This window comes from Variovorax sp. GW821-FHT09B01 (genome assembly GCF_059418345.1).
In genome coordinates this window covers 247,178-265,955 of the sequence record NZ_JBWKPQ010000008.1, presented here as the reverse complement: position 1 = coordinate 265,955, position 18,778 = coordinate 247,178, and the positions used below count along the sequence as shown (strand labels likewise).

Below are 18,778 nucleotides of genomic sequence, written 5' to 3'. Positions count from 1 at the left end.
GCTCCTACATCACCGCGCCGACCTGCCAGGGCACGAACTCGTTCTGCCCGTAGCCGTGCTGCTCGCTCTTCGAGGGCGTGCCGGAGGCGGTGGCCAGCACCAGCTCGAAGATGCGCTGGCCCATCTCCTGGATCGAGGCCGTGCCGTCGACGATCTCGCCGCAGTTGATGTCCATGTCTTCCTCCTGCCGCTTCCACAGCGCCGAGTTGGTCGCGAGCTTGAGCGAAGGCGAGGGCGCGCAGCCGTAGGCCGAGCCGCGGCCGGTGGTGAAGCAGATCAGGTTGGCGCCGCCGGCCACCTGGCCCGTGGCGCTGACCGGGTCGTAGCCCGGCGTGTCCATGTAGACGAAGCCGTGCGCCGTCACCGGCTCGGCGTATTCGTAGACCGCCTCGAGGTTGCTGGTGCCGCCCTTGGCCACCGCGCCCAGCGACTTCTCGAGGATGGTGGTGAGGCCGCCGGCCTTGTTGCCCGGCGAGGGGTTGTTGTTCATCTCGCCCTCGTTGATGGCCGTGTAGTGCTCCCACCACTTGATGCGGTCCACCAGTTTCTGGCCCACCTCGCGCCGCACCGCGCGCCGCGTCAGCAGGTGCTCGGCGCCATAGACCTCGGGCGTCTCGCTCAAGATCGCGGTGCCGCCGTGCGCCACCAGCAGGTCCACCGCCACGCCCAGCGCGGGGTTGGCGCTGATGCCCGAGTAGCCGTCGGAGCCGCCGCACTGCAGTCCGATCGTGATGTGGGCCGCGCTGCAGGGTTCGCGCGTCACGGCATTGGCGCGCGGCAGCATCTCCTCGATCAGCGCCACGCCCTTGTCGACCGTCTTGCGCGTGCCGCCCGTGTCCTGGATGTTGAAGACGCGCAGGTTCTCGCCCTCGGCGAGGTTGCCGGTCGCGAGCCAGGCGTTGATCTGGTTGGCCTCGCAGCCCAGGCCCACCACCAGCACGGCCGCGAAGTTGGCATGCGTGGCATAGCCGGTCAGCGTGCGCTCGAGGATCTGCATGCCCGTGCCCTGCGTGTCCATGCCGCAACCGGTGCCGTGCGTCAGCGCGATCACGCCGTCGACGTTGGGGAAGGCCGCGAGCGCCGCCGGGTTGGTCTTGCGCGAGAAGTGGTCGGCGATCGCGCGCGCGGCCGTGGCCGAGCAGTTCACGCTGGTCAGCACGCCGATGTAGTTGCGCGTGGCCACGCGGCCGTCGGCGCGCTTGATGCCCATGAAGCTCGCTTCGCGCTTCGCGGGCGCGGGCTTCACGTCGGCGCCGAAGGCGTAGTCGCGTGCGAAGTCGCCCTTGCCAGGGCCCATGTCGAGGTTGTGCACATGCACGTGCTCGCCGGGCGCGATCGCCTTGCTCGCGAAGCCGATGATCTGGTTGTAGCGGCGCACCGGTTCGCCGGCCGCGATGGCGCGCATCGCGACCTTGTGGCCCGGCGGTATCAGGCCGTGGACCTTGACGTCTTCGACGACGGTGCCGCCGAGCAGTTGCGAGCGCGCGATGACGACGTCGTCGGCGGGATGGAGTCTTATGTAGGGGTTCATCGTCAGTAGAACATCTTCGGCAGCCACAGCACGAGCTTGGGCATGTAGGTGATCAGGCCCAGGCTCAGCAGCAGCGGCACCAGCCAGGGCAGGATCGCCATCGTCGTGCGCTCGAAGCTCAGGCCGGCCACGCGTGCCAGCACGAACAGCACCATGCCCATCGGCGGGTGCAGCAGGCCGATCATCAGGTTGAGCACCATCACGAGCCCGAAGTGGATCGGGTCGATGCCCAGCTGGGTGGCGATGGGCAGCAGGATCGGGACCAGGATGGTGATCGCGGCGGTCGGCTCCAGGAAGCATCCCACGAACAGCATCAGCAGGTTGGCGAGCAGCAGGAAGACCCAGGCCTCCTTGGTGAATCCCAGCACCCAGCTGGCGATGTCGGTGGTGACGCCAGTGGCCGTCAGCATCCAGCCGAAGATCGAGGCGGCCGCCACGATGAACAGCACCGTGCTCGTGGTCTCGATGGTGTCGAGGCAGACCTTGACGAACATCCGCCACGACAGCGTGCGGTACCAGGCGAAGCCCAGGATCATCGCCCACACGCAGGCCGCGATCGCGCCCTCGGTGGGCGTGAACAGGCCGGTCGTCATGCCGCCGATCAGCAGCACCGGCGTCATGATCGGCAGCAGCGCCTCGAAGTCGAAGAGCTTGTCGAGCACGAACAGCGAGGCCAGCCCGACGAACACCGAGAGCTGCGCCGGCGCGTCGAACTTCGCCACCACCACCCACAGCAGCAGCGGCCAGCCGATCACCACCGCCAGCTCCACCAGGGCCTTGAACAGCCGCGTGCTCGAGAACTTGATGTCCGCGCCCCACTTGTTCTTGTGCGCGTAGTAGGCCACCGTCAGCATCATCAGGATCGCCAGCAGGATGCCCGGCAGGATGCCCGCGAGGAACAGCGCGCCCACCGAGACGTTGGCCATCATCCCGTAGATCACGAACGGCAGGCTCGGCGGGATGATCGGGCCCAGCGTGGCCGAGGCGGCGGTCACGCCCACCGCGAACTCGGTGGAGTAGCCGTGCTCCTTCATGGCCTTGATCTCGATGGTGCCCAGGCCGGCCGCGTCGGCGATGGCCGTGCCGCTCATGCCCGCGAAGATCACCGAGCCCAGCACGTTCACGTGGCCCAGACCGCCCTTGAGCCAGCCCACCAGCGCGAGCGCGAAGTTGTAGATGCGCGTGGTGATGCCGGCGTTGTTCATCAGGTTGCCGGCGAGGATGAAGAAGGGCACCGCCAGCAGCGGGAAGCTGTCGATGCCGCCGACCATCCGGTGGATCACCACGAAGGGCGGCAGCGTGCTGTCGCTCACCAGGATGTAGACCAGCGAGGCGCCGGCCATGGCGATGGCCACCGGAATGCCGCCGGCCATGAAGAAGAGGAAGATGATTTTCAGCATGGTGTGGGAACCGGGTCTGCCGCGGCCTCAGCGGTCGGCGAGGGTGGATTCGGGACGCTCGAGCACGCTGTAGCCGCGCCGCCAGTGGATGCGCAGCACCTGCACCGAGCGCCAGGCCATCGCGGCGAAGCCGGCCAGGCACAGGCCGTAGACGATGTTCATCGGCGCATCGACGATGGTCATGCGCGTCTGGTTGCCGATCTTCATCATCATCTGCACCGTCATCACGATGGCCGCGAGGAAGAAGGCCACGCGCAGCAGGTCGACCAGCCGCGACAGCCACAGCCCCGGCGCGCCGCGCAGGTAGCGGTAGAAGAAGTCGACCTGGATCTGGTTGTTCTTGGCCACGCCGATCGCCGCGCCGATGAACACCACGCCGATCAGCATGTAGCGCGCGATCTCCTCGGTCCAGGCGGCTGAGTCGTTCATCACGTAGCGCGTGACGAACTGGTAGAACACCGTGAGCCCGAGCAGCCAGAACAGCGCGAGCGCGATCCAGCCCTCGGCGATGGTGTCGGAAAGGTCCACGGCCTCGTCCTGCGCATGGAAGTGGCCTTCTTCGTCGATGATTTTCTCGTCGCTCAAAACGATCTCCTCGCGGATGGTCGGCGCTCGCGGCACGGCCCCCTGGTGCGGGAGGGGCCGGCCGTGCGAGGCGGATGGGAAGGGCGGCGGGGCCGGGGGCCTACTTGATCGCGAGGATGCGGTCGTAGTCCTGCTGGCGGTAGCCGTTGTCGGTGGGCTTGGTGGCCTTGAGCACGGCCTCGCGGAACACGTTCTTGTCGACCGTGATCACGTTGTTGCCCTTCTTCTTGAACTCGTCCACCAGCCGCGCCTCCGAGGCGATGATCTCGCGGCCCGTGCGCTCGGCCGCTTCCTCCATCACCTCGCTGAAGATCTTCTTCTCGTCGGCCGACAGCCGGCCCCAGAGCTGGCCCGAGCAGATGGTGAGCAGCGAGTCGACGATGTGGCCGGTCAGCGAGATGTTCTTCTGCACCTCGTAGAACTTCTTGGCCTCGATGGTCGGCAGCGGGTTCTCCTGCGCGTCCACCGTGCCGTTCTGCAGCGCGAGGTAGACCTCGGCGAAGGCGATCGGCGTCGGGTTCGCGCCCAGCGACTTGGGAAAGGCGAGGTAGGCCGGCGCGTCGGGCACGCGGATCTTCAGGCCCTTCATGTCCTCGGGCTTGCTCACCGGCCGCGCGGCGCTCGAGGTGACGTGGCGCGCGCCGTAGTAGCTCAGCGCCGTGATGTGGTTGCCGCTCTTGTCGTCGTAGCCCTTGGCGAGCTCCCTGAACACGTCGCTCTTCGCGTACTTCAGCTGGTGCTCGGCGTCGCGGAAGATGAACGGGAAGTAGGAGATCGCGAGTGGCGTGTAGGTGCGGCCCGCGAAGCTCGCGCCCGACAGGATGATGTCGACCGTGCCCAGGGTCAGGCCCTGGTTGATGTCGGCCTCCTTGCCGAGGCTGGAGGCCGGGAACACCTGGATGTCGTACTTGCCGTTGGTGCGCTTCTTGATCTCCTCGGCGGCCCACACCGAGTACTTGTGGAAGGGCTCCGAGGTCTCGTAGACGTGGGCCCACTTGAGCTTGGTCTGGGCCGAGGCCAGGCCCGATACCCCGAGCGCGCCGGCCGCGAGGGCGCAGGCGGCGAGGGCCTTGAGGGCGGTGCGTTTGCTGTTTCTGCTGCTGCTGGTCATGTGGCTTGTCTCCGTTATCGTCGTGGCAGGAAGAAGAAGGAACGCTGGCGAGAAGTCAGGAAGGCTTCGCGCGTCGCCAGCTCGCGCTGAATCGCTGGTGGGACTTGTCCATGTGCTCGTGCATCGCGGCGCGCGCGGCCTCGGCGTCGCGCGCGGCCACCGCGTCGCGGATCGCCTCGTGCTCGGCGATGGCCGAGCGCCACGAGGACACCGTCTCGAAGTAGCCGCCCAGGCGCGTGAAGATCGGGCCCTTGCGCGAGTCCCAGAAGTTCTGCACCGTCTCGATCAGCACCGCGTTGCCGCTGGCGCCGACGATCGCGAGGTGAAAGGCGCGGTCGCCCTCGAGCGGCATCACCTTGCGGTCGGCCAGTTCGCGCATGACCTCGATGGCGCGCGTCATCGCATCGACGTCCTTGCGCTTGCCCATCTGCGCCGCGATGGCCGCGGTCTCGCCCTCGATCACGCGGCGCGCGCGGATCAGCTCGAGCGGCCCCCACTCGGTGGGCGCCACCGGCGCGCTCGCGCGGTGCGAGCGGTCGAGCACGTACACGCCCGAGCCGGTGCGCACCTCGACCCAGCCCTCGACCTCGAGCGCGATCAGCGCCTCGCGCACAGAGGGACGGCTCACGCCGAGCTGCTTGGCCAGGTCGCGCTCGGCCGGCAGGCGCGCGCCCACGGCGAACTCGCCCTGGCCGATCAGCGCGCGCAGCTGGTCGGCGATCTGGCGATAGAGGCGTTGGGGTTCGACGGTCTGCAGCGGCACGGGGTCAGAAAAGAAGACGAGTGGGTTTAAGGGTTGTCCTGAATTGGACAAGTGGTAAGGCCAATTCAGAATACGATGAGCGGCCCGTGCCACCCATCGGGCCAAACCCGAATCGGAGACACCATGAGATTGAAGGGAAAGACCGCGCTCGTCACCGCGGCCGGCCAGGGCATCGGCCATGCGAGCGTGCTCGCGCTCGCGGCCGAGGGCGCCCAGGTCTGGGCCACCGACGTCAACGCGCAATTGCTCGAGCGCTACGCCGGCGTGCCGAACGTCACGGCCGCCAAGCTCGACGTGCTCGACAAGGCCGCCATCGGCGCGCTGGTGTCGACCCTGCCGCCGCTCGACGTGCTGTTCAACTGCGCGGGCGTGGTGCACAACGGCACCATCGAGCAGGCCAGCGACGACGACCTCGCCTTCGCCTTCGCGCTCAACGTGCGCGCCCAGATGTGGACCATCCAGGCCGTGCTGCCCGGCATGCTCGCGGCGGGCCGCGGCAGCATCATCAACATGGCGAGCGTGTGCTCGAGCATGAAGGGCCTGCCCAACCGCTTCGTCTACGGCACCACCAAGGCCGCGGTGCTGGGCCTCACCAAGAGCGTGGCGGCCGACTACGTCACGCGCGGCATCCGCTGCAATGCGGTGTGCCCCGGCACGGTCGACACGCCCTCGCTGGGTGAGCGCATCAACGCCAATGCCGATCCCGAGGCCGCGCGCAAGGCCTTCGTCGCGCGCCAGCCCATGGGCCGGCTCGCGCGCGCCGAGGAGATCGCGCCCGTGGTCGTGTTCCTCGCCAGCGACGAATCCATCTTCGCCACCGGCCAGGCCTTCACGGTCGACGGCGGCATCACCATATGAACCAGCTCGACTTCGCCGGACGCCACGCGGTGGTCACCGGCGGCGCCACCGGGCTGGGCTTCGGCATCGCGCAGCGGCTGGTCGCCTCGGGCGGCACGGTCACGCTGTGGGACCGCGACGAAGCCGCGGCCGCGCGCGCCGCCGAGTCGCTGGGCCCGGGCAAGGCGCGCGCGCTCAAGGTCGACGTCTCGCAGCAGCCCTCGGTGGCCAAGGCGGTGGCGGCCACGCTAGCGCATGCGCCGCGCATCGATGCGCTGGTCAACAGCGCCGGCATCACCGGCCCCAACGCCAAGCTCTGGGACTACCCGGTGGACGACTGGCGCCAGGTGATGGAGGTCAACGTCAACGGCGTGTTCCTGTGCTGCCGCGAGGTGGTGGCGCAGATGCGCGCGCAGGGAGGGCAGGGCCGCATCGTCAACATCGCCTCGGTGGCCGGCAAGGACGGCAATCCCAACGCCAGCGCCTACAGCGCCAGCAAGGCCGCGGTCATCGGCCTCACCAAGTCGCTCGGCAAGGAGCTCGCCGACACCGGCATCCGCGTCAACTGCGTGACGCCGGCCGCGGTCAAGACCGCGATCTTCGACCAGATGACGCCCGACCACATCGCCTTCATGCTGTCGAAGATCCCGCAGGGCCGCTTCGGCACCGTCGAGGAGGTCGCGGCGCTGGTAGGCTGGCTGTGCACCGACGACTGCTCGTTCTCGACCGGCGCGGTGTTCGACCTCTCGGGCGGCCGCTCGACCTACTGATCGCCCCTTCCCACAGAACCATCCAACCACCCAAGGAAAAGCAAGCATGAAACTCGTCCGCTACGGCAACCCCGGCAAGGAGAAGCCGGGCCTCGTCGACGCCAACGGCCAGCTGCGCGACCTGAGCGCCGTCGTCAAGGACATCGGTCCCGAGCAGCTCGGCGATGCCGCCATCGCCAAGCTGCGCAAGCTCAAGACCGACAAGCTGCCGCCGGTCAAGGGCAAGCCGCGCTACGGCAGCCCCGTGGCCCGCGTCGGCAAGTTCATCGCCATCGGTCTCAACTACGCCGACCATGCGGCCGAGTCGGGCCTGCCGGTGCCCAAGGAACCCGTGGTCTTCATGAAGGCCACGAGCTGCATCCAGGGCCCGAACGATCCCGTGATGCTGCCCAAGGGCTCGGTCAAGAGCGACTGGGAAGTCGAGCTCGGCGTGGTCATCGGCACGCGCGCGCGCTGCGTCTCGCAGAAGAGCGCGCTCGACCACGTGGCCGGCTACTGCGTCATCAACGACGTTAGCGAACGCGAGTTCCAGATCGAGCGCGGCGGCACCTGGGACAAGGGCAAGGGCTGCGACACCTTCGGCCCCATCGGGCCCTGGCTGGTGACGCGCGACGAGGTCGAGAACCCGCAGAAGCTCGCGATGTGGCTCGACCTCAACGGCCAGCGCGTGCAGACCGGCAGCACCAAGACCATGATCTTCAGCGTGGCGAAGATCGTGAGCTACGTGAGCCAGTTCATGACGCTGGAACCCGGCGACGTGATCACCACCGGCACCCCGCCCGGCGTGGGCATGGGCATGAAGCCGCCGCTGTTCCTCAAGAAGGGCGACGTGATGGCGCTCGGCATCGAGGGCCTGGGCGAGCAGCGCCAGGAAGTGGTGCCCTTCAAGCTCTGAGCCAGGCGGCAGCCGAGCCGCTCGCTTCCTGCCATCGACGGCCCCTTCGGGGGCCGTTTTCGTTTCCGCGCGCCTTTAAATGTCCCATTGACAGAACATTGAAACTGCAAAAACATCGCCTGCATGTCGCAGATGCCCTTGCCCAAGTACCACCAGATCTACCTGGTGCTGCGGGAGCAGTTGCATGAGGGCCGCTTCGCCGCCGACGGGCTGCCGGGCGAGCTCGCGCTCATGCAGCAGTTCGGCGTGGCGCGCGTCACCGTGCGGCGCGCGCTCGAGCAGCTCGCCGCCGAAGGGCTGATCTCGCGCACGCCGGGCCGCCGCACGCGGCCCATCGGCCCCGTCGCGGGCGAGGCGCCGACCGCACCGGCCAGCGAGCGCGCCAACCTGCGCGGCCTGCTCGAGAACCTCGTCACCATGGGCCTGCACACCTCGGTCAAGGTGCTCGAGGTCGCGACCATCACGGCCTCCTCGCAGGTGGCCGAGGCGCTGCAGCTGCAGCTCGGCGACCCGGTGCAGAAGGCGGTGCGCGTGCGTTCCACGCGCGAAGGCCCGCTCTCGCACATCACCACCTACGTGCCCGACACGATCGCGCGCCGCTTCGGCCGCCGCGAGCTCTCGAAGAAGCCGATCCTGGTGCTGCTCGAGGAGTCGGGCGTGAAGGTGGGCCGGGCCCACCAGACCATCTCCGCGCGCCTGGCCGACAACGTGCTCGCGCAGCACCTCGACGTCTCGGTCGGCTCGGCCCTGCTCGCGGTGCGCCGCCTGATCTACGACGAAGCCGAGCGCCCGGTGCAGTGGCTGCACGGCTTCTACCGGCCCGACCGCTACACCTACGAGATGCAACTGTCCCGCGTCGGCAGCATCGACGCCAAGGTCTGGGTCAGCCGGGACGTGTCGGCCAAGTTCAACTGAAGACAAAGAAAAGGAAACGCCCCATGCAGACCCGCCGCCGCTTCGTTTCGCAGTCCGCCACCCTGGCCTCCGCGCTCGCCTTCCCGCTGATCGGCGGGGCCCAACCCAAGCCGCTGAAGGTGGGCGTGCTGCACCCGGTGACGGGCGCGCTCGCCTACTCGGGCCAGCAGTGCCGGCTCGGCGCGCAGCTCGCGATCGAGGACATCAACGCCGCGGGCGGCATCAAGTCGCTCGGCGGCGCGAAGCTCGAGGCCCTGCTGGGCGACGCGCAGTCGCAGCCGCAGGCGGGCGCGGCCGAGGTCGAGAAGATGAACGAGGCCGGCGTCAGCGCCATCGTCGGCGCCTACGCCTCGGCGATCTGCCTGGCCACCACGCAGGCCGCGGCCAAGTACAACCTGCCGCACGTGGTCGACGTGGGCGTGGCCGACCAGATCGTCGAGCGCGGCCTGAAGAACACCTTCCGCTTCGGCCCCGGCTACCGCAAGTCGACCGAGGTCGCGATGGCCAACCTGCTGGTGCTCAACAAGGCCGCGGGCAATCCGGCCAAGACCGTGATGGTGATCCACGAGGAGTCGCTGTTCGGCGCCGGCACCGCGCAGCTGCTGGCGCGCGAGCTGCCGGGCTACGGCTTCGAGGTCAAGGAGGTGGTGAAGCACGCCAACCCCACGCGCGACTTCAACAACATCGTGCTGCGCATGAAGTCGATCAACCCCGACATCGTGATCCCGGCCAACTACTACAACGAGTACGCGCTGCTGGTGCGCACCATGCAGCAGCAGAAGGTGGTGCCCAAGGCGATCTTCTCGGTGCTCGGCGGCGCGGCCTCGAGCTACAAGTTCGTGAAGGAGTTTCCCGATGCGGCCAACGGCATCATCGACTGCAACCACTGGTTCAATCCCAGGGACAAGCGCGCGCAGGAGCTGCGCAAGCGCGTCGAGGCCAAGGGCCAGTTCTTCAGCTACGAGGTCTTCATGACCTATGCCTCGATGTGGCTGCTGGCCGATGCGCTGGAGCGCGCCAAATCGGGCGAGCGCGCCGCGATCGTCGATGCGCTCGAGAAGAGCACCTTCTCGAACCACTTCATGCCCTATGGCCCGACCAAGTTCGTCAATGGCCAGAACGAGGGCGCGCAGCCGCTGATGACGCAGGTGGTGAAGAACGACATCAAGGTCATCATCCCGCGCGACTACCGCGAGGTGGAGCCGCTGTTCCCGCTGAAGGCATGAGCGTGCGACCAACCATGCGACGGTATTCAGGCAGCTGTCGATCAGCCGCGGAGCCCGGCATGTGGTGCGGGGCGGGCGATCCCCTCTGCGCCGCCGAGGAGCGCAGCGTTTCGCGGATCAGGGCTCGCAGCTGTTTGAGCGAAGCGAGTTCTGCGAGACCCCGCGAAACGCGAGCACCGCAGGGCAGCCGCGAAGCGGCCGGCGCAGTGGGGTCGACCGACCCGCACCGCATGCCGGGCGGTCTCCAAAACGAGCGCACGTTCCCAAAATGCTAGACCTCGGCATCCTTTTTCCGTCGGTGCTCAACGGCCTCACGACAGGCGCCGTCTACGCACTGATCGCGCTGGGCCTCACGCTGATCTACGGCGTGCTGCACATCATCAACTTCGCGCACGGTGCCTGCCTGATGGTGGCGTTGTACGCGGTGTACTTCCTCAAGGAGCGGCTGGGCATCGATCCCTACCTCGCGCTGCCCGTGGTGGTGCTCGGCATGTTCGCGCTCGGCTATGCGCTGCAGCGCGTGGTCATCAACCGCGCGGGCCACGGCAAGGACGAAAACATCCTGCTCGCCACGCTCGGCATCGCGATCGTGATGGAGAACCTCGCGCTGCTGTTCTTCAAGTCCGACACGCGCAACATCGACACCGCCTATTCGCTGAGCACCGTGGCCATCGGCCCCGCGATGATCGCCGTGCCCAAGCTGGTGGCCTTCGCGGGCGCGCTCGTGGTCTCGGGCATCCTGTTCTGGATCATGGGCCGCACCGATCTCGGCCGCGCCATCCGCGCCGTCGCCAAGGAGAAGGAGGGCGCCAAGCTCATGGGCATCGACGTCGACCATGTCTACGCCATGAGCTTCGGCATCGGCCTGGCCTGCCTCGGCGCGGCCGCCTGCTTCCTGCTGCCGGCCTACTACGTCAACCCGCAGGTCGGCGGCGGCTTCGTGCTCGTGGCCTTCACCATCGTCGTGCTCGGCGGCATGGGCAGCTTCGTCGGCGCGCTGATCGGCGGCTTCCTGGTCGGCGTGGTGGAGTCGCTCGGCGGCCTCTATCTCGGCGAATCGCTGGGCCAGATCGGCATCTTCGCGATCTTCATCGGCGTGGTGCTGTTCCGGCCGCAGGGCATGTTCGGGGCCAAGGCATGAGCGCGGGCAAGCAACTCGCGGGCATCGCGCTGTTCGCGGTATTGGTGGCGTGCGTGCCGCTGGTCACGACCTCGGGCGTCACGCTCAACTTCGTGATGATGGCGCTCTACGCCACGCTGATCGCGCAGGCCTGGAACATCCTCGGCGGCTTCGGCGGCCAGTTCTCGTTCGGCCATGCGCTGTTCTTCGGCACCGGTGCCTACATCCAGGCCATCGCGCAGCTGCAGGGCGGCATCAATGCCTGGATCGCGCTGCCGCTGGCCATCGCCGGTGCCGCGCTGGTGGGGCTCTTCATCGGCGCGCTGAGCTTCCGCTACGGCCTCAAGGGCTCGTACTTCGCGCTGGTCACGCTGGCCTTCGCCGAGGTGTTCCGCATCCTCGCGCTGTCGGTCGACTTCACGGGCGGTGGTGTCGGCCTGATGGTGCCGCTGCGCGAATCGGTCGCCAACCTGCAGTTCGCCACGCGCGCCGGCTACCTGTGGGTGGTGCTCGCGATGGTCGTGGTGGCGCTGCTCGTCACCTGCTGGCTGCGCAACGGCCGCTTCGGCGCCTACCTGCAGGCGGTGCGCGACAACGAGGACGCGGCGCGCGCCGTCGGCGTGAACCCCTTCCGCGTCAAGCTCGCGGCCATCGGCCTGTCGGCCGCCTTCATGGGCGCGGCCGGTGCCTTCTACGTGCAGGTGTTCCAGTACATCGATGCCGGCATCGCCTACGGCGCGGGCGTGTCGGTCGAGGCGCTGGTGGCGGCCATCGTCGGCGGCATGGGCACCGTGTGGGGCCCGGTGCTCGGCGCGGTGGTGCTGCACCTGCTGTCGGACTTCACGCGCAACCTGTTCGGCGAGCTGCCGGGCATCAACATGGTGATCTACGGCACCGTGCTCGTGCTGATCGTGATCTTCGTGCCGCGCGGCATCGCGGGCATCGGCCAGTCGGTGCGGCAGCTCTGGAGCGCGAAGGGAGGCCGCGATGAGTGAATCGTCCCTGCTGGTGCTCGAGGGCGTCTCGCGTTCCTTCGGCGGGCTCAAGGCGGTGCAGAACGTCAGTCTCTCCGTGCGCGAGGGCAGTCTCAGCGCATTGATCGGGCCCAACGGCGCGGGCAAGACCACGCTGTTCGCGCTGATGTCGGGCTTTCTGAAGCCCGACGCCGGCAGCGTGCGCTTCGCGGGCCAGGACATCACCGGCCGCGAGCCGCATCGCAATGCCGCGCTCGGCATGACCCGCACCTTCCAGATCGTGAAGCCCTTCGCCGCGCAGACCGTGCGCGAGAACATCGCGGTCGGCGCGCACCTGCACCTGCGCGGCCGCACCGATGCGCTGCGCGAAGCCGAGGCCGTGGCGCAGCGCGTGGGCCTCGCGCCGCAGCTCGACAAGCCCGCCTCCGACCTCACCGTGGCCGGCCGCAAGCGCCTCGAGCTCGCGCGCGCGCTCGCCACCCGGCCGCGCCTGCTGCTGCTCGACGAGGTGCTGGCCGGCCTCAACCCGCAGGAGATCGCCGAGATGATGCCGGTGGTGCGCGGCATCGCCGCGAGCGGCGTGACCGTGCTGATGATCGAACACGTGATGCAGGCCGTGATGAACCTCGCCGAGCATGTCTGGGTGCTGGCGCAGGGCCAGCTGATCGCCGAGGGCAGCCCGGCGCAGGTGACCTCCGACGACCGGGTGGTCGAGGCCTACCTGGGGCATGGCACCGCGGCGCGGCTGCGCAAGGCCGCAACGGGAGCCGCAGCATGAGCGCTTTGCTGGAAATCGAAGGCCTGCGCGGCGGCTATGGCCGCGTCGAGGTGCTGCGCGGCGTCGACCTGAAGGTGAACGCCGGCGAGATGGTCGCGCTGCTCGGCAGCAACGGCGCGGGCAAGTCCACGCTCAACAAGATGGTCTGCGGCCTGTGCCCGGCCTGGGGCGGCACGGTGCGCTTCGACGGCAAGGACCTGAGCGGCGCGCACTACCGCGACGTCGTCAAGGCCGGCCTGATCCAGGTGCCCGAGGGCCGCAAGGTGTTTCCCAACCTCAGCGTGCGCGAGAACCTCGAGCTCGGCTCGTTCACGCGGGCGCGCGAGCGCCGCGCGCAGAACCTCGAGAAGTCGTTCGCGCTGTTCCCGCGGCTGCGCGAGCGCATGGACCAGCATGCCGGCACCATGAGCGGCGGCGAGCAGCAGATGCTGGCCATCGCGCGCGGGCTGATGGCCGAGCCGGTGCTGCTGATCCTCGACGAGCCTTCGCTGGGCCTCTCGCCGCTGCTGGTCGAGGAGATGTTCACGCTGATCCGCGAGCTGCGCGATGGCGGCCTGGCCGTGCTGCTGGTCGAGCAGAACGTCGGCCAGTCGCTCGAGATCGCCGACCGCGCCTACGTGCTCGAGAACGGCAGCGTGCGCTTCTCGGGCCTGCCCGGCGAACTGCTCGTGAGCGACGAGCTGCGGCGCGCCTATCTGGGACTCTGAGGCGCTCCTCCCCACGATCTCTTTCGGAGAACAACACATGAAAAGACGCGACATCCTCCTTTCGTCGCTGGCCGCGGCATGGGCCGGCAACAGCCTGGCGCAGATCGGCGGCGCGCCGGTGCGCATCCTGGTCGGCGCACCCGCGGGCGGCTCCACCGACACGCTGGCGCGCTCGCTGGCCGTGAGCATGGGCCCGGCTTTGGGCCGCAACGTCATCGTCGAGAACAAGCCCGGCGCGGGCGGCAACATCGCGGCCGATGCCGTGGCCAAGGCCGCGCCCGACGGCAACACGCTGCTGATGAGCTTCACCAGCCATGCGATCAATGCCACGCTCTATCCGAGCCTGCCCTTCGATCCGGTCAAGGACTTCACCGCGCTCACCTGCGTCGCGACCTCGCCCTCGATCCTTGTGGCTCATCCCTCGCTGCCCGCGAAGGACGTGCGCGAGCTGATCGCGCTCGCCAAGGCGAAGCCGGGCCAGCTCAACTTCGCGATCGGCGCCGTGGGCTCCTCGCTGCACATGGCGGGCGAGGCCTTCAAGATGCAGTCGGGCGTGGACATCGTGAACATCCCCTACAAGGGCACCTCACCTGCCGTGCAGGACGTGCTCGCGGGCCAGGTGCAGCTGATGTTCGCGGCCGTGGGCAACGTCAAGGCCCACATCCAGGCCGGCAAGCTCAAGGCGCTGGGCGTGACCACGGCCAAGCGGCTGCCGGCCTTCCCCGAGGTGCCGGCCATCGCCGAGGCGCTGCCCGGCTACGAGTCGAGCGCCTGGTTCGGCCTGTTCGGCCCCGCGCGCATGCCGGCCGAGCGCATCAAGCAGATCGGCGATGCCGCGCGCCATGCGCTGCAGCAGGCCGACATGCGCCAGCGCCTCGAGATCGAGGGTGCGATCCCCGTCGGCAATTCGAGCGAGCAGTTCTCGGCCTTCGTGCAGAGCGAGATCGTGCGCTGGGCCAAGGTGGTCAAGTTCTCGGGAGCCAAGCCCGAATGAGCGCGACGGCTTCAGCACAGACCCTGGCGCAGAAGCTCATCGCGCGCGCCAGCGGCCGCGAGCGGGTGGCGGTGGGCGAGATCGTGACCTGCGGCGTCGACCTCGCGATGTTCCACGACTCCTCGGGACCGCGCCGCCTGCAGCCCATGCTCGAGGAACTGGGCGCGCAGATCTGGGATCGCTCGCGCGTGGTGCTCGTGATGGACCATTACGTGCCCGAGCGCGACGACGACTCGCGCCGCATCGTGCGCATCGCGCGCGATTGGGCGCGCGATCAGAAGCTGCCGCATGTCTACGACAGCCAGGGCATCTGCCACGTGGTGGTGCCGCAGCACGGCCACATCCGCCCCGGCATGTTGTGCGTGGGCGGCGACTCGCACTCGCCCACGGGCGGTGCCTTCGGCGCCTACATGTTCGGCGTCGGCAGCACCGAGATGCTCGGCGTGGTGGTCACGGGCGAGATCTGGCTGCGCGTGCCCGAGACCCTGCGCATGTGGTGGGACGGCGCGCTGCCCGCGGGCGTGACCGCCAAGGACATGATGCTGCACATGATCGGCCGCTTCGGCATGAACGGCGGCCGCTACCAGGCCGTGGAGTTCGCGGGGCCGGCGGTGGTCGCGCTGTCGATGCAGGAGCGCATGACGCTCTCGAACATGAGCGCCGAGCTCGGCGCGCAGGCCGGGCTGATCGCACCCGATGCCACCACGGCCGCGTTCCTGGCCGGTGCCGGCGCGCCGCCGGTCGACATGGCGCCATGGTTCACCGACGCCGATGCCGCGCTCACGGACCACCGCTTCGATGCCGCCACGCTCGAACCCCACGTGGCCGCGCCGCACAGCCCGGCCAATGCGCATGGCGTGAGCCGCTTCGTCGGCACGCCGGTCGACGTGGCCTACATCGGCGCCTGCACCGGCGCCAAGCTCGACGACCTGCGCGCCGCCGCGCAGGTGCTGCGCGGCCACAAGGTCGCGAACGGCATCCGCCTGATCGTGGCACCCGCGAGCCTGCGCGACCAGGAGCAGGCGCGCGAGGAGGGCGTGCTGCAGGTGCTGATGGAGGCCGGCGCCGAGCTGTTCCCCACCGCCTGCGGCGCCTGCTCGGGCTATGGCGACCCGATGGGCGACGACATCACTGTCATCTCGACCACCGCGCGCAACTTCAAGGGCCGCATGGGCTCGCCGACCGCGCAGGTCTACCTGGGCTCGCCCTACACGGTGGCCGCCGCCGCCTTGCGTGGCTGCGTGACCGATCCGCGCGAGGTGCTGGGATGAGCGATCAAAACATGCACCGGGTCTGGCGCCTGGGCGCCGACATCGACACCGACGCGCTCGCGCCCGGCCATGCGATGAAGCATGGCATCGACCGCATCGCGCAGCACTGCCTCGAAGCCATCCGCCCCGAGTTCGCGCGCGAGGTTCGCTCGGGCGACGTGATCGTGGCCGGCCCCAACTTCGGCATCGGCTCCTCGCGCGAGCAGGCCGCGGCCGTGCTGGTGCAGCTGGGCGTGGCCGCGGTGATCGCGCCCTCGTACAGCGGGCTCTTCTTCCGCAATGCCTTCAATGTCGGCCTGCTGCTGCTGACCTGCGCGGAGGCCGAGTCGCTGCACGACGGCGAGCGCATCGCACTCGACATCGGCACGCCCGCGCTGCGCGGTGCCGACGGGCGCACGCTGGTCTGCGAGCCCGTGCCGGGCTTCCTGACCGAGATGGTCGAGGCCGGTGGCCTGTTGCCGCTGCTGCGCCGTCGCATGGCGGCGAAGAAGGAAGCCGATGCCGCCTGACATCGATCCGCAACGCGCGGTGCTGCAGGCCGTGGTGGCGCTGCATGCGGCGCGGCCGGCCAATGCCGAGGCCGCCTCGCAGGCGCGGCGGCTGCTGGCCGACACCGTCGGCTGCGCGCTCGCGGGCCGGCAGGCGGGCGAGGTGCGCCGGCTCGAGGCCGCGCTCGCCGCCTGCGAACCGGGCGGCTTCGCGTTCCCCGCCGGGCAGTCGTTGTCGGTGCAGGCGGCCGCGCAGGTCATCGCCATGGCCGCGACCTGGGACGAAGCCTGCGAAGGCCATGCGCTCGCGCACGGCCGGCCCGGCGTACCGCTGGTGGCGGCGCTGCTGCCGCTCGCGCTGCGGCGCGATGCCAGCCTCGGCGAATTCGTCGATGCCTTCGTGCTCGGCTACGAGGTCGGCGCGCGCTGCGGCGCCTGGCTGCGCATCCGCCCCGGCATGCATGTGGACGCCAACTGGCCCGCGCTCGGCGTGGCGGCGGGCGCGGCGCGGCTGCTGGGCCTGGCGCCCGAAGCCATCGTGCAGGCCATCGACATCGCGGCCTGCCAGCTCGCCACCAGCCTCTACCTGCCGGTGGCGCAGGGCCGCACCGCCCGCAACACCTACCTGGGCCACAGCGCCTCGCTGGGGCTGCAGGCGGCCTTCGCGAGCGCGGCCGGCATCGACGCGCCCGAGGGCGCGCTGGCCCACTACGCGGCGAATCATGCGGCAGCGGCCGCGCAGCCGCTGCCCGATGCGTCGACGCTGCTGCTGCGCGACGCCTACCTCAAGCCCTTCGCGGCCGTGCGCCACGTGCACTACGGCGCGACCGCCGCGCGTGCGTTGCGCGAACGGCTGGGCGGCGACACCGCGGGCATCCGCCGCATCGTGCTCACGGTGTACGAGGAGGCGATCGTCTACTGCGGCAACCGCGCGCCGCGCACGCCGATCCAGGCGCAGTTCAGCCTGAGCTTCGGCCTCGCGGCGATGCTGCGCTTCGGCGATGTCGACCCCTCGGTGTATGCCGCGCCGCGCTTCGACGACGCCGAGCTGCGCCGGCTCGAGGCGCTGGTCGAGCTCGAGGTCGATGCCGGTCTCACGGCGCGCCGCGAGCGTGGCGCCACGCTCGCGCTGACGCACGACGGCGTCACGCACGAAGAGACCGTGACCACCATCGCGGGCGACGCCCAGAACCCGCTGGACCGCGCAACCCTGCTCGCCAAGTTCGCGCACTACGCAGCCCGGTCCGTCGCACCCGCGCGCGCCCAGGCCTTCTGCGACGGCGTGCTCGACGCGCCCGCCGGCACCGCGCTCGGCGCGCTGTGGCAACGGCTCTGACCCGATTCCTCTTCACCACCTTCACGCCCCACCCACCATGAAACTCCTGCGCTACCTCGCCAGCACGCTGCTCGTGTGCCTGCCGCTCGTCGCCGCCGCCCAGGCCGGCGGCTTTCCCGACAAGGCGATCCGCATCGTCGTGCCCTTCCCGCCGGGCGGTGCCACCGATGCCGCGGCGCGGCTGGTCGCGGTGAAGATGAGCGAGCACTGGGGCCAGCCCGTGGTGGTCGACAACCGCGCGGGCGCGGGCGGCAACGTGGGCTCGGACCTCGTGGCCAAGGCGCCGGCCGACGGCTACACGCTGGTGATGGGCGTGACCGGCTCGCACGCCATCAACACCTCGCTCTACAGCAGGATGCCCTACGACCCGGTGGCTGACTTCGTCGCCATCAGCCAGGTGGCCGTGGTGCCCAACGTGCTGGTGGTGCATCCCTCGGTGCCCGCGAAGAACCTGGCCGAGCTGGTCGCGCTCGCGAAGAAGGAGCCCGGCAAGCTCAACTACGCGTCGCTGGGCAACGGCACGGCCGCGCACCTGGGCATGGAGATGCTCAAGGCCGAGGCCGGCGTCGACATCACGCACGTGCCCTACAAGGGCAGCGCGCCGGCGGTCTCCGACCTGCTGGCCGGCCAGGTGCAGATGATGGTCGACGGGCTGCCCTCGGCGCTGCCGCACGTCAAGGCCGGCAAGCTGCGCGCGATCGCGCTCACCAGCCTGCGCCGTTCGCCTTCGCTGCCGGACCTGCCGACCATCGCCGAGAGCTACCCGGGCTTCTATGCCGATGCCTGGTCGGGCCTGTTCGCGCCCAAGGGCACGCCGCAGCCGGTGGTCGACAAGCTCTCGGCCGAGGTGCAGCGCATCCTCAAGTTGCCCGAGGTGCGCGAGAAGCTGGCCGCGCTGGGCGCCGAGCCGGTGGGTTCCACGCAGGCGGAATTCGCCGCCCACGTGAAAAAGGAAATCGACAAATGGGCCAAAGTCGTGAAGACCAGCGGCGCAAAAGTTGACTGACCCCCAGGCTTGCCCACTTCGTGTGGCCGCCAACCCCCTTCCAGGGGGCAATACCTGCGGCCCGGCAAAGC

General features: G+C 69.3%; 19 protein-coding genes. 14 read left to right on the top strand and 5 right to left on the bottom strand.

Annotated features, from left to right (window positions below):
- Window positions 1-4: 4 nt before the first annotated feature.
- The 5 genes from AC07RV_RS23320 to AC07RV_RS23300 form a co-directional block, all read right to left on the bottom strand.
- Entirely contained in the window at window positions 5-1,531 is a 1,527-nt protein-coding gene (locus AC07RV_RS23320; RefSeq protein WP_296776930.1) for a UxaA family hydrolase, read from the bottom strand.
- Between the two features lie 2 nt (window positions 1,532-1,533).
- Window positions 1,534-2,931, bottom strand: coding sequence for a TRAP transporter large permease (locus AC07RV_RS23315; protein ID WP_093353960.1), 1,398 nt, complete (start codon window positions 2,929-2,931; stop codon window positions 1,534-1,536).
- 27 nt (window positions 2,932-2,958) lie between these two features.
- A complete protein-coding gene (locus AC07RV_RS23310; protein WP_093353963.1) occupies window positions 2,959-3,516 on the bottom strand; it encodes a TRAP transporter small permease in 558 nt (185 codons plus the stop codon).
- 100 nt (window positions 3,517-3,616) lie between these two features.
- Window positions 3,617-4,627, bottom strand: a complete 1,011-nt coding sequence (locus AC07RV_RS23305; protein ID WP_218159444.1) for a sialic acid TRAP transporter substrate-binding protein SiaP — start codon at window positions 4,625-4,627, stop codon at window positions 3,617-3,619.
- A gap of 55 nt (window positions 4,628-4,682) precedes the next feature.
- Entirely contained in the window at window positions 4,683-5,390 is a 708-nt protein-coding gene (locus AC07RV_RS23300; protein ID WP_057590941.1) for a FadR/GntR family transcriptional regulator, read from the bottom strand.
- 123 nt (window positions 5,391-5,513) lie between these two features.
- On the opposite strand from AC07RV_RS23300, the gene AC07RV_RS23295 reads away from it, so the two are divergent.
- From AC07RV_RS23295 to AC07RV_RS23230, 14 genes are all read left to right on the top strand, one after another.
- Window positions 5,514-6,248, top strand: a complete 735-nt coding sequence (locus tag AC07RV_RS23295) for an SDR family oxidoreductase (RefSeq protein ID WP_208509329.1) — start codon at window positions 5,514-5,516, stop codon at window positions 6,246-6,248.
- Window positions 6,245-6,997 (top strand): SDR family NAD(P)-dependent oxidoreductase, encoded by a 753-nt coding sequence (locus AC07RV_RS23290; protein WP_261215006.1) that lies wholly within the window; start codon window positions 6,245-6,247, stop codon window positions 6,995-6,997. Before AC07RV_RS23295 ends, AC07RV_RS23290 begins: the two co-directional genes overlap by 4 nt.
- A 46-nt stretch (window positions 6,998-7,043) precedes the next feature.
- Complete coding sequence (locus AC07RV_RS23285; RefSeq protein ID WP_296776916.1) at window positions 7,044-7,892, top strand: fumarylacetoacetate hydrolase family protein; 849 nt, start codon at window positions 7,044-7,046, stop codon at window positions 7,890-7,892.
- Window positions 7,893-8,024: 132 nt separating this feature from the next.
- Window positions 8,025-8,807: a GntR family transcriptional regulator gene (locus tag AC07RV_RS23280; RefSeq protein WP_093354113.1), complete on the top strand. Its 783-nt coding sequence runs from the start codon at window positions 8,025-8,027 to the stop codon at window positions 8,805-8,807.
- A gap of 23 nt (window positions 8,808-8,830) precedes the next feature.
- Window positions 8,831-10,033, top strand: coding sequence for an ABC transporter substrate-binding protein (locus tag AC07RV_RS23275; protein ID WP_296776914.1), 1,203 nt, complete (start codon window positions 8,831-8,833; stop codon window positions 10,031-10,033).
- Window positions 10,034-10,301: 268 nt separating this feature from the next.
- Window positions 10,302-11,174, top strand: a complete 873-nt coding sequence (locus AC07RV_RS23270) for a branched-chain amino acid ABC transporter permease (RefSeq protein ID WP_296776910.1) — start codon at window positions 10,302-10,304, stop codon at window positions 11,172-11,174.
- Entirely contained in the window at window positions 11,171-12,148 is a 978-nt protein-coding gene (locus AC07RV_RS23265; RefSeq protein WP_296776907.1) for a branched-chain amino acid ABC transporter permease, read from the top strand. Before AC07RV_RS23270 ends, AC07RV_RS23265 begins: the two co-directional genes overlap by 4 nt.
- On the top strand, window positions 12,141-12,905 hold the full coding sequence (locus tag AC07RV_RS23260; RefSeq protein WP_296776904.1) for an ABC transporter ATP-binding protein: 765 nt from the start codon (window positions 12,141-12,143) through the stop codon (window positions 12,903-12,905). The genes AC07RV_RS23265 and AC07RV_RS23260 overlap by 8 nt, the downstream gene beginning before the upstream one ends.
- Complete coding sequence (locus AC07RV_RS23255) at window positions 12,902-13,612, top strand: ABC transporter ATP-binding protein (protein WP_093353985.1); 711 nt, start codon at window positions 12,902-12,904, stop codon at window positions 13,610-13,612. Before AC07RV_RS23260 ends, AC07RV_RS23255 begins: the two co-directional genes overlap by 4 nt.
- Before the next feature lie 37 nt (window positions 13,613-13,649).
- Window positions 13,650-14,606, top strand: coding sequence for a tripartite tricarboxylate transporter substrate binding protein (locus tag AC07RV_RS23250; RefSeq protein ID WP_093353988.1), 957 nt, complete (start codon window positions 13,650-13,652; stop codon window positions 14,604-14,606).
- Complete coding sequence (locus AC07RV_RS23245; protein ID WP_296776897.1) at window positions 14,603-15,877, top strand: 3-isopropylmalate dehydratase large subunit; 1,275 nt, start codon at window positions 14,603-14,605, stop codon at window positions 15,875-15,877. The genes AC07RV_RS23250 and AC07RV_RS23245 overlap by 4 nt, the downstream gene beginning before the upstream one ends.
- Window positions 15,874-16,386: a LeuD/DmdB family oxidoreductase small subunit gene (locus tag AC07RV_RS23240; protein WP_296776894.1), complete on the top strand. Its 513-nt coding sequence runs from the start codon at window positions 15,874-15,876 to the stop codon at window positions 16,384-16,386. Before AC07RV_RS23245 ends, AC07RV_RS23240 begins: the two co-directional genes overlap by 4 nt.
- Window positions 16,376-17,701 carry an MmgE/PrpD family protein gene (locus AC07RV_RS23235; RefSeq protein ID WP_296776892.1) on the top strand — a complete coding sequence of 442 codons (1,326 nt, stop codon included), beginning with the start codon at window positions 16,376-16,378 and terminating at the stop codon, window positions 17,699-17,701. The genes AC07RV_RS23240 and AC07RV_RS23235 overlap by 11 nt, the downstream gene beginning before the upstream one ends.
- 37 nt (window positions 17,702-17,738) lie before the next feature.
- Window positions 17,739-18,707 carry a Bug family tripartite tricarboxylate transporter substrate binding protein gene (locus tag AC07RV_RS23230; RefSeq protein ID WP_057590954.1) on the top strand — a complete coding sequence of 323 codons (969 nt, stop codon included), beginning with the start codon at window positions 17,739-17,741 and terminating at the stop codon, window positions 18,705-18,707.
- Window positions 18,708-18,778: the final 71 nt, after the last annotated feature.

What these genes read in the sequence shown, in the direction of transcription:
- AC07RV_RS23315 (WP_093353960.1), bottom strand. Translation starts at nt 2,931, where the DNA reads ATGCTGAAAATCATCTTCCTCTTCTTCATGGCCGGCGGCATTCCGGTG.
- AC07RV_RS23260 (WP_296776904.1), top strand. Translation starts at nt 12,141, where the DNA reads ATGAGTGAATCGTCCCTGCTGGTGCTCGAGGGCGTCTCGCGTTCCTTC.
- AC07RV_RS23295 (WP_208509329.1), top strand. Translation starts at nt 5,514, where the DNA reads ATGAGATTGAAGGGAAAGACCGCGCTCGTCACCGCGGCCGGCCAGGGC.
- AC07RV_RS23235 (WP_296776892.1), top strand. Translation starts at nt 16,376, where the DNA reads ATGCCGCCTGACATCGATCCGCAACGCGCGGTGCTGCAGGCCGTGGTG.
- AC07RV_RS23280 (WP_093354113.1), top strand. Translation starts at nt 8,025, where the DNA reads ATGCCCTTGCCCAAGTACCACCAGATCTACCTGGTGCTGCGGGAGCAG.
- AC07RV_RS23255 (WP_093353985.1), top strand. Translation starts at nt 12,902, where the DNA reads ATGAGCGCTTTGCTGGAAATCGAAGGCCTGCGCGGCGGCTATGGCCGC.
- AC07RV_RS23245 (WP_296776897.1), top strand. Translation starts at nt 14,603, where the DNA reads ATGAGCGCGACGGCTTCAGCACAGACCCTGGCGCAGAAGCTCATCGCG.
- AC07RV_RS23265 (WP_296776907.1), top strand. Translation starts at nt 11,171, where the DNA reads ATGAGCGCGGGCAAGCAACTCGCGGGCATCGCGCTGTTCGCGGTATTG.
- AC07RV_RS23290 (WP_261215006.1), top strand. Translation starts at nt 6,245, where the DNA reads ATGAACCAGCTCGACTTCGCCGGACGCCACGCGGTGGTCACCGGCGGC.
- AC07RV_RS23250 (WP_093353988.1), top strand. Translation starts at nt 13,650, where the DNA reads ATGAAAAGACGCGACATCCTCCTTTCGTCGCTGGCCGCGGCATGGGCC.
- AC07RV_RS23305 (WP_218159444.1), bottom strand. Translation starts at nt 4,627, where the DNA reads ATGACCAGCAGCAGCAGAAACAGCAAACGCACCGCCCTCAAGGCCCTC.
- AC07RV_RS23285 (WP_296776916.1), top strand. Translation starts at nt 7,044, where the DNA reads ATGAAACTCGTCCGCTACGGCAACCCCGGCAAGGAGAAGCCGGGCCTC.
- AC07RV_RS23275 (WP_296776914.1), top strand. Translation starts at nt 8,831, where the DNA reads ATGCAGACCCGCCGCCGCTTCGTTTCGCAGTCCGCCACCCTGGCCTCC.
- AC07RV_RS23230 (WP_057590954.1), top strand. Translation starts at nt 17,739, where the DNA reads ATGAAACTCCTGCGCTACCTCGCCAGCACGCTGCTCGTGTGCCTGCCG.
- AC07RV_RS23320 (WP_296776930.1), bottom strand. Translation starts at nt 1,531, where the DNA reads ATGAACCCCTACATAAGACTCCATCCCGCCGACGACGTCGTCATCGCG.
- AC07RV_RS23270 (WP_296776910.1), top strand. Translation starts at nt 10,302, where the DNA reads ATGCTAGACCTCGGCATCCTTTTTCCGTCGGTGCTCAACGGCCTCACG.
- AC07RV_RS23240 (WP_296776894.1), top strand. Translation starts at nt 15,874, where the DNA reads ATGAGCGATCAAAACATGCACCGGGTCTGGCGCCTGGGCGCCGACATC.